General features: G+C 71.4%; 12 protein-coding genes and 2 tRNA genes. 7 read left to right on the forward strand and 7 right to left on the reverse strand.

The window, feature by feature from the left end:
- The first annotated feature begins 16 nt into the window (after window positions 1-16).
- From ACIHCX_RS28130 to ACIHCX_RS28145, 4 genes are all read left to right on the forward strand, one after another.
- On the forward strand, window positions 17-796 hold the full coding sequence (locus tag ACIHCX_RS28130; protein WP_400034239.1) for an HAD-IIA family hydrolase: 780 nt from the start codon (window positions 17-19) through the stop codon (window positions 794-796).
- A 330-nt stretch (window positions 797-1,126) separates the two neighbouring features.
- Window positions 1,127-1,330, forward strand: a complete 204-nt coding sequence (locus ACIHCX_RS28135) for a hypothetical protein (protein WP_400034241.1) — start codon at window positions 1,127-1,129, stop codon at window positions 1,328-1,330.
- 13 nt (window positions 1,331-1,343) lie between these two features.
- Window positions 1,344-2,003 carry a sortase domain-bontaining protein gene (locus ACIHCX_RS28140; RefSeq protein WP_400034243.1) on the forward strand — a complete coding sequence of 220 codons (660 nt, stop codon included), beginning with the start codon at window positions 1,344-1,346 and terminating at the stop codon, window positions 2,001-2,003.
- Between the two features lie 142 nt (window positions 2,004-2,145).
- Window positions 2,146-3,174 (forward strand): glycoside hydrolase family 6 protein, encoded by a 1,029-nt coding sequence (locus ACIHCX_RS28145; protein ID WP_400034245.1) that lies wholly within the window; start codon window positions 2,146-2,148, stop codon window positions 3,172-3,174.
- Between the two features lie 91 nt (window positions 3,175-3,265).
- On the opposite strand, the gene ACIHCX_RS28150 is transcribed toward ACIHCX_RS28145, so the two are convergent.
- The 3 genes from ACIHCX_RS28150 to ACIHCX_RS28160 all read right to left on the reverse strand — a co-directional run bounded on the left by ACIHCX_RS28150 (window position 3,266) and on the right by ACIHCX_RS28160 (window position 7,762).
- Window positions 3,266-5,200 carry a galactose oxidase-like domain-containing protein gene (locus ACIHCX_RS28150; RefSeq protein ID WP_400034247.1) on the reverse strand — a complete coding sequence of 645 codons (1,935 nt, stop codon included), beginning with the start codon at window positions 5,198-5,200 and terminating at the stop codon, window positions 3,266-3,268.
- Entirely contained in the window at window positions 5,197-7,182 is a 1,986-nt protein-coding gene (locus tag ACIHCX_RS28155) for a glycosyltransferase family 2 protein (protein ID WP_400034249.1), read from the reverse strand. Before ACIHCX_RS28155 ends, ACIHCX_RS28150 begins: the two co-directional genes overlap by 4 nt.
- Before the next feature lie 503 nt (window positions 7,183-7,685).
- A tRNA-Lys gene (locus ACIHCX_RS28160) sits at window positions 7,686-7,762 on the reverse strand.
- A 184-nt stretch (window positions 7,763-7,946) separates the two neighbouring features.
- On the opposite strand from ACIHCX_RS28160, the gene ACIHCX_RS28165 reads away from it, so the two are divergent.
- The 3 genes from ACIHCX_RS28165 (at window position 7,947) to ACIHCX_RS28175 (ending at window position 11,183) form a co-directional block, all read left to right on the forward strand.
- A complete protein-coding gene (locus ACIHCX_RS28165; protein ID WP_400034251.1) occupies window positions 7,947-9,239 on the forward strand; it encodes a peptidoglycan-binding protein in 1,293 nt (430 codons plus the stop codon).
- A gap of 73 nt (window positions 9,240-9,312) precedes the next feature.
- On the forward strand, window positions 9,313-10,458 hold the full coding sequence (locus ACIHCX_RS28170) for an SPFH domain-containing protein (RefSeq protein ID WP_400034253.1): 1,146 nt from the start codon (window positions 9,313-9,315) through the stop codon (window positions 10,456-10,458).
- Window positions 10,459-10,577: 119 nt separating this feature from the next.
- Window positions 10,578-11,183 (forward strand): lytic polysaccharide monooxygenase, encoded by a 606-nt coding sequence (locus ACIHCX_RS28175; RefSeq protein WP_400034255.1) that lies wholly within the window; start codon window positions 10,578-10,580, stop codon window positions 11,181-11,183.
- A 76-nt stretch (window positions 11,184-11,259) separates the two neighbouring features.
- Here the strand turns inward: ACIHCX_RS28175 and ACIHCX_RS28180 are convergent.
- The 4 genes from ACIHCX_RS28180 to ehuC form a co-directional block, all read right to left on the reverse strand.
- Window positions 11,260-11,333: transfer RNA gene (locus ACIHCX_RS28180), tRNA-Lys, on the reverse strand.
- Between the two features lie 135 nt (window positions 11,334-11,468).
- Window positions 11,469-12,302, reverse strand: coding sequence for an ectoine/hydroxyectoine ABC transporter ATP-binding protein EhuA (gene ehuA / locus ACIHCX_RS28185; RefSeq protein ID WP_400034257.1), 834 nt, complete (start codon window positions 12,300-12,302; stop codon window positions 11,469-11,471).
- Window positions 12,292-12,936 (reverse strand): ectoine/hydroxyectoine ABC transporter permease subunit EhuD, encoded by a 645-nt coding sequence (gene ehuD, locus ACIHCX_RS28190; protein ID WP_400034259.1) that lies wholly within the window; start codon window positions 12,934-12,936, stop codon window positions 12,292-12,294. The genes ehuA and ehuD overlap by 11 nt, the downstream gene beginning before the upstream one ends.
- A complete protein-coding gene (gene ehuC, locus ACIHCX_RS28195; RefSeq protein WP_400034261.1) occupies window positions 12,933-13,676 on the reverse strand; it encodes an ectoine/hydroxyectoine ABC transporter permease subunit EhuC in 744 nt (247 codons plus the stop codon). The genes ehuD and ehuC overlap by 4 nt, the downstream gene beginning before the upstream one ends.
- Window positions 13,677-13,684 lie beyond the last annotated feature (8 nt).

The raw sequence follows: 13,684 nt of genomic DNA on the forward strand, positions 1-13,684 counted from the left end.
GGCAGGAGGCCGAAGCATGGCAGACCGCAAGCCCATCGAGTCGTGGCTCACCGACATGGACGGTGTCCTGATCCACGAGGGTGTTCCGATCCCCGGTGCCGACGCCTTCCTGAAGAAACTGCGTGAGTCCGGCCGGCCGTTCCTGGTGCTGACCAACAACTCCATCTACACCCAGCGCGACCTGCACGCCCGGTTGCAGCGCATGGGCCTGGACGTGCCGATGGAGAACATCTGGACGTCCGCGCTGGCCACCGCCCAGTTCCTCGACGACCAGCGGCCCGGCGGCAGCGCCTACGTCATCGGCGAGGCCGGTCTGACCACCGCGCTGCACGACGTCGGCTACATCCTGACCGACCACGACCCCGACTTTGTGATCCTCGGGGAGACCCGGACGTACTCGTTCGAGGCCATGACCAAGGCCGTACGGCTGATCAACGACGGCGCGCGGTTCATCGCCACCAACCCGGACAACGTGGGCCCGTCCGCCGAGGGCGCCCTGCCGGCCACCGGGTCGGTCGCCGCCCTGATCACCGCCGCGACCGGCAGGAAGCCGTACTTCATCGGCAAGCCCAACCCGCTGATGATGCGCGCCGGGCTGAACGCGATCGGCGCCCACTCGGAGACCTCCGCCATGATCGGCGACCGTATGGACACCGACGTGCTCGCGGGCCTGGAGGCCGGGATGCGGACGTTCCTGGTGCTCACCGGTGTCACGCAGGCGAACGAGATCGACCGCTACCCGTTCCGGCCGTCCCACGTCGTCGACTCGATCGCGGACCTCGTCGAGCGGATCTGACACCCGTCACCGTCCGCGGACCTCTTCCTCCACCCTCTTCTCACCCGTTCGGAGCAGCGCGCTTCCGCAGCGGATGCGGCCCGGGACCGCCGGGAGTCTCCTGAGGGTGGAGGTTTCACGATGGGTCCTTGGCGCCTCACACTCTGCACGGGACTTCTGGCGGCCGCCGCCCTCGTCCCCGCGGCCGACAGGGTGGACGGAACGGGCTCGGGCGGTCCGGTCGTGCCCGGTACGCCGGCGGCCCCGGGCACCCTCGCCCCCGCGGCGCCGTCGAAGCCGCCCACGGCGTCCGCTTCCGCCAGTCCGCCACCCACGCCGCCCACACTTTTCGTGCCGGCCACCCGGGCCCCCCGGGAGGACGCGGCCCCCGCCTCCGCGCCCGCTCGTCCACCCGCGCCCGGCGCGGCGCACGCGGTGACCGAGCTGATGCTCGCGGGTGCCGCCGGGGCGGCCGTCGTCCTCCTTCCCCGGGCGCGCGGTGCGACCGGCTGCGAGGACGACCGGCCCGGCCGCCGCGGCCGCGGACCGAGCTGAGGGCGGGATCGGCATGTCCGACCACGACGGCACCCGCTCCCGCTGCACCGGCCGCCTCCTGGCCGGCCTGGCCTGGGTGGTGCTGCTGCTCGGGCTGTGGCTGTGGGGGCGCGACCTGACCGACGTACGGGAGTCCCTGGCCCCGTCGGCCACCGGGGACATGGCCGCGGCCGGCCGGCCCTCCGCGGCCGAGCCGTCGGCCGACGCCTCGCCGCGGCGCCTGGACATCCCCGACCTGGGGGTGCGGGCGCAGGTGGTGCCCCGCGGCCTGGACGCGCGGGGCGCGGTCCAACCACCGCCCGCGGACCAGGCCGGCGCGGTCGGCTGGTACGGCGCCGGGGTGAAGCCGGGGGCGCCCGGGACCGCGCTCCTGGTGGGTGACCCAGGCGCCGGGAGCCGGCCAGGAGCGTTCGACCGGATCGGTTCGCTGCGGCCAGGTCAGGCGGTCCGGGTGGTCCGGGACGACGGCAGCGTCGCCGACTTCACCGTCGACGGCGTCGAGGTCCTGCCCCACGACCGCCTCGACGTCCGGCAGGCGTCCGGGGCACGGCAGCAGGGCCGCGCCGAACTGCGGCTGATCGGCTGCGGCGGCACCACCGCCCCGGCGAGCCGCGTCTGCACCGCGAACGTGATCGTGTCGGCACACCTCACGGGCACCGGCACTGGCCCGTGAGTCCACCGACCCGTCGGCATCGCCCGTTCCTCCGCCTCCTCCCGCCCCCTCGACAAACCGCTCCTCATGGGACTTTGCGGCCTCGGGCGACCGGTGACCTGTGACAGCATGGGATCTGGCCAAGTGCACCAGGGGGGAAGGCATGTACGGCAGGAGAGGGACCCTCTCGCGTGCCCGTGCGGCGGGGGTCCGGGCGTCCGCGGTGGTGCTGGGGGCGGCACTGCTGGCCGCCGGGTGCACCACCGGGGACGGTGGGAAGGACGACGGCGCCGGGCTCACCCAACAGCCCAAGGAGGCGGACCCGTTCTGGGTCAACCCGGACAGCAGGGCGGCCCGGCAGGTCGCCGCCTACCTCAAGGCCGGGCGGAAGGCCGACGCCGAGCAGATCCGGAAGATCGCCGGGCAGCCGACCGGCGAGTGGATCGGCCCGGAGAACCCCGAGCAGGAGGCCCGCGGCTTCACCGAGGCCGCCGACAAGGCGGGCCGCACCGCGCTGCTCGTCCTCTACAACATCCCGCACCGCGACTGCGGCCAGTACTCGCAGGGCGGCGCCGCCGACGGGGACGCCTACCGCGCCTGGGTGGACGGCGTGGCCCGGGGCATCGGCGACCGCCCGGCCACGGTGGTCCTGGAACCGGACGCCCTGCTGCACCTGGTGGACGGCTGCACCCCGGAGGAGCTCCGCGAGGAGCGCTACGACCTGCTCGAGGGCGCGGTCGAACGGCTCAAGTCCCTGAAGCACACCAAGGTGTACGTGGACGCGGGCAACGCGGGCTGGGGCCACCCCGACCAGATCTTCGAGCCGCTGCGGCGCGCGGGCGCGGACCGCGCCGACGGCTTCGCGGTCAACGTCTCCAACTTCTACTCCACCCAGGACTCCCTCGCCTACGGCAGGCAGTTGTCCGCCAGGCTCGGCGGCACGCACTTCGTCGTCGACACCAGCCGCAACGGCAACGGCCCCTACGACGGCGGGGATCCGGGCGAGCGCTGGTGCAACCCGCCCGGCCGGGCCCTGGGCGAGACCCCCACGACCACGACGGCCGACCCGCTGGCCGACGCCTACCTGTGGGTCAAGCGGCCCGGCGAGTCCGACGGCACCTGCAAGGGCGGCCCGAAGGCGGGGGACTGGTGGGCCGACTACGCGCTGAAGCTGGCCAAGGCCGGCAGGTAGAGGCGGCGGGACGTGACGTGGGGGCGCCCCCTGAAGGAGGGCGCCCCCACGTACACGAGGTCCCGAGCCCGCTCCTGGGACCCGTCCCCCGCTAAGGGACCTTCACCCACTGCGCCTTGCTCGGCGTCCCCTGGTCGTCGTCGACGAACAGCATGTACCACCCCGACTGCACCAGGTTCCGGTTCTTGGGAACCGTCACCGTGATCGTGTCCCCGGACCTGGTGAAGTCCAGCGCGATCGAGCGCTGGTCGACGTCCGTGACGTGCGTGGAGGCGCTCGGGCGGATCAGCCGGACCTTCTTGACCGTGCCCGCGTGCTGCGAGGTGAACGTGCCGGAGCCGCCCCGGGCGATGGTCCGCGGGCCGCTCGACAGGGAGGGCCGCGCGTCCCGGAACAGGTACGGCGGTGTGTAGATCTCGACGCGCTGCTCGAACGTGCCGGGCTTGGTGTTGGCCTTGTCGCCGTACAGCGAGTCGGAGCCGAAGAACATCACCCGGCCGTCCGGCAGCAGGATCGAGCCGGCGTGGTAGTTGCGGCCCACCAGCGGGTCGGCCACCCGTTTGAAGGTGTTGGTCCCCGGCGCGTAGAGCCGGGCCTGGAGGATGTTGGAGTCGCCGCGGCCCCGGTAGTCCTCGGAGCCGCCCGAGACCAGGACGGAGTCGTCGGGCAGGATCGAGGACTGCGGGTAGCGGGTGCCCTTCTCCAGCGTCGGACCGTCCGTGAAGCGCGGGTTCTTCGCCTTCAGGTCGATGACGCGGGTCTTGACGCTGGCCAGCGGGGACTCGCCGACCCCGCCGCCGCCGATCACCATGAACCGCTCGTCCTGCGCGGGCGGCAGCAGGACCGTGCCGGAGGTCTCCATCATCCGCGCGTCGCTCAGGCCGGGCAGCTTCGTGAACGCGTTGCTGTCCACGTCCCAGAGGCCCGGGTCGCGGCCCACGTCGGCCGGTCCGTAGCCCGCGTTGGAGCCGGAGTAGAACAGCCTGCCGCTCTGGAGCAGGAACAGCGCCGGATAGGTCGGGAACTGACGGATCTTCGGCGTGTACGTCCACTTCCTGGTCGCGGGGTCGAAGACCTCGTTCTTGCCCGGGACGAGCTGGCCGATGTCGTCGAGCCCGGAGACGCTGAGGATCCTCCCGTCGCTCAGGGTGGCGAGCGTCGGGTACCAGCGCGCCTCGTTCATCGGGTCGACCTTGATGTACTTCTCGGCGACCGGGTCGAACTCGTAGGCGTCCCGGATCCCCTGGAAGTCCTTCTTGTCCAGGGCGAGCTTCTCCGCGATGCCGTAGGTGTTGCGGGTGTCGACGCCGGACAGGCCCTGGATCCGGTAGTTGTCCTGGGCGCCGGTCTCGTGCCGGGCGCCGCTCTTCTGCGCCTCGACGTAGATGCGGCCCAGGCCCGGGGTGTTGCCCAGGAACCTGCCGGCCTTGTCGAAGTTCTTCCTGGCGCGCGGCACCAGCACCGGGTCCTTGGAGACGAACGTCTTGTCGTTCTCCCTGCCGGTGAACCTCGTTCCCGCGGGCAGCGTGATCGGCTTGTCCGGGTTCTCGTTGTGGACGATCATCAGGCCGCCGGCCTTGGTGACGTCGCCCCTGAGCTTCTCGTACCGCTTGGTGCCGCCGGCGATCAGGATGTTGCCGTCGGCGAGCTGGGTGTGGCCCGTGCAGAACAGGTCCTCGGGCGTGGGCACCTTCTTGACGGTGCCCTTGACAGGGTCCCAGATGCGGCTGTCGAACCGCCGGGCGTCGAAGTTCTCCTTGTTGTTGCCCGAGCCGGCGACCATCAGCACCTTGCCCGTGTGCAGCAGCACGGCGTGGATGGTGTTCTGCCGGTACTCCGTCGGGAACTCGACGATCTCCCAGTGGCCGTTCTCGGCCTTGTACTCGGGTCTGTTGATCTTGTACTCGTGATAGCGCTCCGTGCCGAAGCGGTAGAGCCACGGCCCGTTCATCCCGGCCAGGGCGAGTACCACCACCGCGCCGATCCCGAGCCGTCGGGCGCGGCGGAGGCCGGCCTGCTCCCTCATTCCTTACGTCCCCCCAGTCCACCGAGGGCGATCTGCATGGTGTGCTCGCCCGTCGTTCCTTCTGCGCCGTGTGCGCCGTGTGCTCCGTCCGTTCCGACCGGCGTCCCCCGGGCCGGTGTGTGCGCCCGGTGCGGATGCGCCGGGACCGTGTCCCGCGGCTCCGGCGCGGCGGCCGCGGACGCCCGCTGCTTCCGCTCCCGGCGCAGCGACCACCGCCAGGCGAGGATCGGCGCGGCGGTGACGAGCATGGCGAACGTGGCCCAGGTGATCATCGCCGGGTGGGAGTGCCCCAGGGCGAACCCCGCGACGAGCGAGCCGCCGAAGACCAGGATGAAGAACCAGTGGATGCGGAACGTCCCGAACAGCGTGTCGGGGCTGGCCGACTGGCCCTTCGGGGTCACCACGAAGCTGCTCCCGCGCCGCAGCACGGCGTCCATCAGCGAGCGTGCGTAGACCGGCGCCGACAGCGCCGACATCACCATGCCGGCCACCCCTCCGGAGCCCTCCGGCTCGTGCGGGGAGACGTTGTGCCGGCGGTTCCACACGTACAGGCCGATCTGGAGCGCCGAGGCGTTGCCGTACAGCATCAGCCACACGGTCGGGTCGATGTTGACGCCCGAGGCGCCAAGACCCAGGAACAGCGCGCAGCTCAGCGCCGCCAGGATCCAGTTGAGGGCGGACATCGGATAGAAGATGATCATCATCGTGTAGTTGAAGAGCCGGCCCGGCGGCAGGGTGCCGAAGCCCTTCCAGTACTGCTTGAGGATCGTCTCGTAGGTCCCCCGCGACCAGCGCAGCTGCTGGGTGAAGAAGTCCGTCCAGGCGTTCGGGCCCTCGCCGACCGCGAGCACGTCCGGGGTGTACACCGACTTCCACTTGCGGCCGGTCGCCGGGTTCTTGGCGCGGTGCATCTCGAAGCCGGTGGCCATGTCCTCGGTGATCGAGTCGTACAGGCCGCCGATCTGCTTCAGCGCCTTGATCCGCACGGCGTTGGAGGTGCCGACGAACATGGGCGCGCCGTAGCGGTTGCCGGCCCGCTGGATCAGCGCGTGGAAGAGGAACTGCTGCGACTCGGCCGCCTTGGTGACGAACGTGTCGTAGTTGCCGTAGACCTGCGGGCCGATCACGAAGCCGACATCGGGGTCGCGGAAGTACCCGAGCATCCGCTCCAGGTAGTTGGGCAGCGGCACGTGGTCGGTGTCGACGGAGGCGAAGAAGTCGTACTCGTCGCCGTGCGCCTGGAGCCAGGCGTTGTAGTTGCCGTGCTTGGTCCTGGCGCGGTGCGGGCCCTTGGCCTGGTTCCAGCGTGCGACGCCCTTGCGGCTGAAGTGGTGCACGCCCAGGCGCGCGCAGACCGCCTTCACCTCGGGGTCGTCGCCTTCGTCGAGCAGCCAGACGTGCAGCAGGCCCCGGTGGCGCAGCCGTACGGCGGCCTCCAGGGTCCTGGTCACCATCTCCAGCGGCTCCTTGCCGGGCACGAAGGAGGTCAGGAACGCGACCCGCCTGCCGGTCTGCGGCACCACCGGGACCGGGTCCCGGGCGACGAGGGTGGCGTGCGCGTTGGACAATACGTTCATGCAGCGGAAGAACTCGATCAGGCCGATCGAGACCAGCATCACGATGTCGAGGGCCGGCAGGAAGTCGTAGGCCGGGTAGTCGCGTTCGGTCCAGTGCTTGGGCTGGAGCAGCCAGGCCAGCAGGACCAGCGACAGCAGCGGCGCGGCCGCGAGCATCAGCGCGACCCGGACGCGGTGCGGCTCCTGCGAGATCAGCGAGCGGTACCGCACCGTGTACGGCTGGTCCGGGTCGGGTTCGGTGAGGGGGCCGGCGAGCCGGCTGTAGTGCTCGTAGTCGTATTTCGGCAGGGACTTCCTGATTCTGCGGAACGTCCCCGTGGTGCTGGTGCGGTGTCCCGGAACCCGTAGCCGGGTCGTCTCAGAAGGATCGGATTCGTGCCGGGCGCCCGTCGGCGTCGACGTCATGACTCATCCCCCCCACACGCATGCGAGCGCGCGTTCGTCGGTTCCTTCGTCTGTTCGAGGCCCCCTCGGCCCCTGCGCAGACGTCTGCGTGCCGGCCGCGCGCCTCCAGGTCGGTCCCACCTCGAAGACATGGCATCGCGGCCCGCCGGTTGCATGGCTGCCCCCCGTGGCGGCCGTCGACGCGGGGGATCTGCGACTCCCCGCGCGGCCGGGCAACCGGCTGCTACAACCCCCCAACACCCCCCAAGATCCCCTACTCCCCCCAAGTGCCGCCAAAGGGCGGCAGTTTGGCCTCCAGGGTTCTACGGCGTCCAGCATGATCGCAAGACGCGAAAGCCGGAGTTTACCGGTCATGTGTGCGTATTGCGGAAATGGGCGCCCAAGGGGTGCGCCGCCCTGCTCTTCTGTACGGCCGGGGCGGCGGGGGTGTTCAGTCGGGGCGGGAGGAAACCCCCGAACAAAGAAGGCGAGCCCGGTCCTGTGGACCGGGCTCGCCTTCGTCGTGGTGCGCCGCCAGGGACTCGAACCCCGGACCCGCTGATTAAGAGTCAGCTGCTCTAACCAACTGAGCTAGCGGCGCCTACTGACATCGCTCACTTTACATGATCTCCGGGGCTCTCCCGGCCCACCGTGCGTGGGCGCGGGGGCGGTGGAGGCGTCCCGTACATCATTCGGACCGTCAATATTCGCGTCGGGTGGACAGTTGTGGCAATGATCAACGTGCACAGATCCGGATATGTACTATCAAGTGTGAGGAAGATCGCATGGAGTCTCCGGTGTTCGAGGAAATCGATCCCGCGAGCGACTGCGACTGCCCCGGGTGCGTGCGCGGGTGTGGCCCGTCCTGCTCCCCGGCCGCCCGCCCCCCGGCCCGTGCGGCCGCCGCGCACCGCGCGCTGGTCGTGGCGGCCGTCACCGCCGCGGTCCTCGGCGCGGGTCAGGCGGTACCGGCGGCGGCGGCCACCCGCACCGCCGGACGGCCGCCCGGGGCGCCGGCCGACCAGCCCCGGGTCGGCGAGTCCGAGACGCCGCAGGGCGACGTGGGCGCGCTGTTCGGGCACGGCGGCCCGACCAAGGTGGGGGAGCACGCCGCGATCGTTGCCGCCACGCGGTCGAAGATCGTCAGCCGGGCCAAGAAGTGGCTGGACGCCCGGGTGCCGTACAGCATGAGCCGCTACTGGCGCGACGGATACCGCCAGGACTGCTCGGGCTTCGTCTCGATGGCCTGGGACCTGCCGCGCAACGAGTGGACCGGCAGCCTGGGCCGGTACGCGGTGCGGATCACCAAGGGGCAGCTCCAACCCGGCGACATCCTGCTCTTCCACAACCCCGTCAACCCTCAGAGGGGCTCGCACGTGGTGCTCTTCGGCGGCTGGACCGACAACCGGCACACCACCTACATCGCCTACGAGCAGGCACCGCCGCACACCCGCCGCAGGGCCACTCCGTACGCCTACTGGACCAACTCCAAGCGGTACGTCCCCTACCGCTACAAGGGCCTGACCCGGGGCGCGGTCGGTCCCCTCGCGGCGTCGCCCGCGCCGTACCCGGGAGCGACGTACTTCGGCCCCGGCGCCAACAACCCCCATGTCACCCGGCTGGGCCGGATGCTCGTCGCCCGTGGCGGCGCCTCCTACTACGCCAAGGGGCCCGGCCCGCGGTGGACGGACGCGGACCGGCGGGCCACCCAGGCCTTCCAGCGGGCCCAGGGCTGGACCGGGGCGGCCGCGGACGGGCTGCCCGGGCCCCGGACGTGGCAGCTCCTGGTGACCGGGAAGGGCAAGGACATCAAGGCCGCGGCCCCCGCCTCGCACGGGGTGCCCGGCTATCCGGGCCGGGGGATGTTCCGGCCCGGCGCCGACAACCGGTACGTCACCGAGCTGGGCCGGCAGCTGGTGAAGAAGGGGTACGGCCGGTTCTACCCGAACGGGCCGGGGTCGCGCTGGTCGGACGCGGACCGGCGGGCCGTCGAGGCCTTCCAGCGCGCCCAGGGCTGGCGGGGCGGCGCGGCGGACGGGCTGCCGGGGCCCGAGACCTGGCGCCGGCTCTTCGCATGAGAGCGGCCCCGCCGGGGCCGCCGACCCACCGTACGAACGTCTGAACCATCTGGCGCGGAGGCTGGAGGCAGGTATGAGTACGACCACGTTTTCCACACCCGAATCCGAGGGCCGCGAGGCGGTGATCGCCCCGGACGTCCGGGCGGCCCGCAGCGTCCCCCGGCTCATCCAGAACGAGGCCACCACCGAGATCCCCGTCCATCTGCTGTTCCGCGACGGCCCCGACACGATCCCGCTGCCGGTGGTGCCCGCGGTGGAGGGTGGCGGGAGAGGTGCCGGCGAGCAGCCGGGGCCGGTGAGCGGTCACCGGGTGCCCGCGCCGGCCGGCCCGGTACCGGAGATGGACCCCGACCTGCTGGAGCGCCCGGTGCGGGCGCTGCCCGGGGCGGCCGGGCTGCTGGCCGGGGCCTGCGGGACGGCGGGCTGTGTGCTCACCTCGTGGTGGGCCGGGGCGCTGCCGGACCTCGCCGCACGGCTGCTGGGGCTGCCGGCGTCCGCGGGCGCCGGACTCGGCGGGCCGCAGTGGGCCGCGTACGCCGGGGCGGGGGCGCTCGCCCTGTTCGGCTTCGGCGGGCTGGCCCGCGGCCGGACCGGGCGGGCCTGGGTGCTCGGCCTGTTCGGCCGCTACCGCGGGACCGTCCGGCGCACCGGGCTGCTGTGGCTCAACCCGCTGATGCCGCGCCGCCGGATCGACGTCAGGCTGCGGCACTGGCGCAGCGAGCCGATGCCGGCCGCCGACGCGGGCGGGGTCGCGCTGCGGGTGGTGGTGCTGGTGGTGTGGCGGGTGCGGGACGTCGCGCGGGCCACGCTCGGGATCGACGACCACGAGACGTACCTGCGCGAGTGCGTCGAGGCGGCGCTGGCCCGGGTGCCGGTGGACCCGCCGGACGACGCGCAGGGGGCGACGGCCGCCGCGGAGACGCTGACCCGCCTGGTGGCGCGGGAGGTGGCGCCGGTCGGTCTCGAGGTGTTCTCGGTCCAGCCGGTCCGGGCCGAGTACCCGCCGGAGGTCGCCGCCGCCGTGCACCGGCGCAGCCTCGACGCCCTGGACGCGCGGCACCGGGCGAGCCGGCTGACCTCGGTGGTGGACTCGGTGGAGGACACGGTGACCCGGTTGACCGCGCGGGGTCTTGTCGACCTCGACGACTACGAACGCAAGCTGCTGGTACGGGACTTGACGGTGGCCTTCTGCGCGGGAGGCCGGGAACCGGGGCCGTGACGGGGGGTGGGGGAGGGCGTGTCTTTGGTCTGGACATGTTCAAGTGGCGGCCCTAGCCTGAGCTTGGTCTAGACCTGCACAGCTCACTGAATCTCCCCCACGTCTCCAGGAGCGGCAGTATGCGCACCAAGGCAAAGATCTCCGCAGCCGTGCTCGGCCTCACGACCGCCGGAGCCTTCGTGCTCTCCACCGGCGGCGCGAGCAGCCACGGCTACACCGACCTGCCCATCAGCCGGCAGAAACTCTGCGCCAACGGGACCGTCGCCAACTGCGGCGACATCCAGTGGGAGCCGCAGAGCGTCGAGGGCCCGAAGGGCTTCCCGGCCTCCGGGCCGGCCGACGGGCGGCTCTGCTCCGGGAACAACACCCGGTTCAGCCAGCTCGACAGCCCCAAGACCCCCTCGGGCGGCGCCTGGCCGACCACCAAGGTCGTCGGCGGCCAGAGCTACACCTTCCGCTGGCAGTTCACGGCCATGCACGCCACGTCGGACTTCTCGTACTACGTGACCAAGCAGGGCTGGAACGAGAACCACGCCCTGACCCGCTCCGACCTCAACACGACCCCGTTCCTGACCGTGCCCTACGGCGGAAAGCAGCCGCCGGCCACCCTCAGTCACAGCGGCACCCTGCCCACCGGGCTGAGCGGCCACCACGTCATCCTCGCGGTCTGGACGGTCGCCGACACGGGCAACGCGTTCTACGCCTGCTCCGACGTCACGTTCTGAGCGCGGCTCCGGGCCTCCCCGGAGCCACCGGAACACGCCGAAGGGCCCCTCGTGATCACGAGGGGCCCTTCATCTGTGCGCCGCCAGGGACTCGAACCCCGGACCCGCTGATTAAGAGTCAGCTGCTCTAACCAACTGAGCTAGCGGCGCATGACTCCCGCCGTCCGCTTCCCGCGGTCGGCGACGAAGAAAATACTACCCGGTCCTCGGGGGTGCTTCGACCACCCCGGTGGGGCCGGGGTCGCCGGGGTGGCCCGGAAGGCCGCCGGCGCCCCCGGAGGCCCCCTACAGAACGGCGCTCAGGAACTCCCGGGTGCGCTCGTGGTCGGGATCGCCGAAGAGCTTCTGGGGCGGTCCGGACTCGATGACCCGGCCCGAGTCGAACATCATCACCTGGTCGGAGATGTCCCGGGCGAAGCTCATCTCGTGGGTCACGCACAGCAGCGTGATGTCGGTGGTGCGCGCGATCTCCCGCAGCAGGTCGAGCACACCGGCCACCAGCTCCGGGTCCAGGGCCGAGGTCACCTCGTCGAGGAGCAGGATCTCCGGCCGCATCGCGAGCGCCCGGGCGATCGCCACCCGCTGCTGCTGGCCGCCGGACAGCTGCGACGGATGGGCGTCGATCTTGTCCGCGAGTCCGACGAGGTCGAGGAGCTCCCGTGCCCGCTGCTCCGCCTCCTCGCGGCCGAGCCCGAGCACGTTGACGGGCGCCTCCGTGATGTTCTGGAGCACCTTCATGTTCGGGAACAGGTTGAACTGCTGGAAGACCATCCCGATCTTCCTGCGGATCCGGCGCAGGTGCTTCTCGTTCGCCGGGCGCAGGGTCCCGTCCGGTCCTGGCATGTGGGACAGCGGCTCGCCGTCCACGTGGATCACGCCGTCGCTGACGCGCTCCAGCGTCATCAGCAGCCGCAGGATGGTCGTCTTCCCCGAGCCGCTCGGTCCGATCAGCGTCACGTGCTCCCCGCGCTGGACGGCGAAGTCCAGCTGGTCGAGCACGACATGATCACCGAAGCGCTTGACCACCCGGTCGAAGCGCACCAGGTCCGCGGGCGGCGCGTCGGGCGTCACGTTCTCGGGCGCCTGCGGCGGCGTCTTCTGCAAAGGGTCAGTGGCCAAGGCGCTTCTCCAGCTTTCTCATCAGAAGCGAGGTCGGATAGCTTGCCGCCAGGAAGAACAGGCCTGCGAGGGTGAACGTCTCGGCGTAGGTGAAGTGGTCCGCGCCGTACTCGCGGGCCTTGGCGACCATCTCCTGGACCGTGATGACGGCCAGGAACGGGGTCTCCTTGAACATCGAGACGCCGTAGTTGCCCAGCGCCGGCAGCACCTTGCGCACCGCCTGCGGCAGGATCACCGCCTGCCAGGTGCGGCGCGGCGACAGGGACAGCGCCCGGCAGGCCTCCCACTGGCCCTTCGACACGGCGTCGATGCCCGCCCGGTACACCTCCGACAGGTAGGAGGCGTAGTGGATACCGAGCACCGCGACGCCGATGGTCAGCGGGTCCACCGTGTTGAAGACCGCGTAGGCACCGACCAGCTGCACCAGCAGCGGGGTGGACCGCACGAACTCGGTGACCACCCGCACCGGCACGGTGACCAGCCGGCTCGGCACCCGCCCGGCCACGGCCACCAGCAGGCCGAGGACGGCGGCCACCGCCGTGCCCAGGACCGTGGCCAGCAGCGTGGTCAGAAAGCCGTGCCACAGCAGCGGCAGCGAGTCGCGGACCGCGCCCCAGTCCCAGTCGTAGCTCACGAGGCACCTCCCGCCATCTCGGGTTCGCGCGCCGGTTCGGATCCGCGGCGGCGCAGCAGCGAGCGGCGGTCCGTGCGCAGGCCGAGCCGGGACTTGGCGTGCCGCTCCAGGGCGTTCATCAGCAGGGTCAGCGCGTAGGCGAGGACGAAGTAGATCACCAGCAGGGTCAGATAGGCCCAGGTGGTCGCACCGGTGCGGTCACGCATCTGCTGGACCACCGTCGTCAGGTCCGCCGCGGAGATCAGCCACAGCAGCGGGGTGCACTTCAGCAACTGGATCAGCAGGTTCGTGAACGAGGGGATCATCTGCACCCACGCCTGCGGCAGTATCACCCGGCGCATGCGTTGCAGGGGCGTCATGTTCAACGCGACGGCGGCCTCCCACTGCGCCCTGGGCACGGCGTTCAGCGCGCCGCGCACCACCTCGGAGCCGTAGGCGCCGTAGTTCATGCCGAACGCCACCACACCGCAGAACAGCGGCGACAGCTCGTACCCGGACAGCAGCGGGAAGGCGTAGTACAGCCAGAACAGCTGAACGTACAGCGAGGTGCCGCGGAGGAATTCCACGACCACCCGTGAGGCGCCGCGCGCGAGCAGGAACCTGCTGCCCGCCGCGAAGCCGAACACGAAGGACAGGGCGAGCGCGACGGCCGAGCCGAAGACCGTGGCCTCGACCGTCACCAGGAGCCCCGACCACACGGTGGAGATGTGGTCGAAGAAGTACGTGTAGAAGTCACCCATGGACAGGC

The organism is Streptomyces sp. NPDC052043, from assembly GCF_044548235.1.
Taxonomy (GTDB): domain Bacteria; phylum Actinomycetota; class Actinomycetes; order Streptomycetales; family Streptomycetaceae; genus Streptomyces.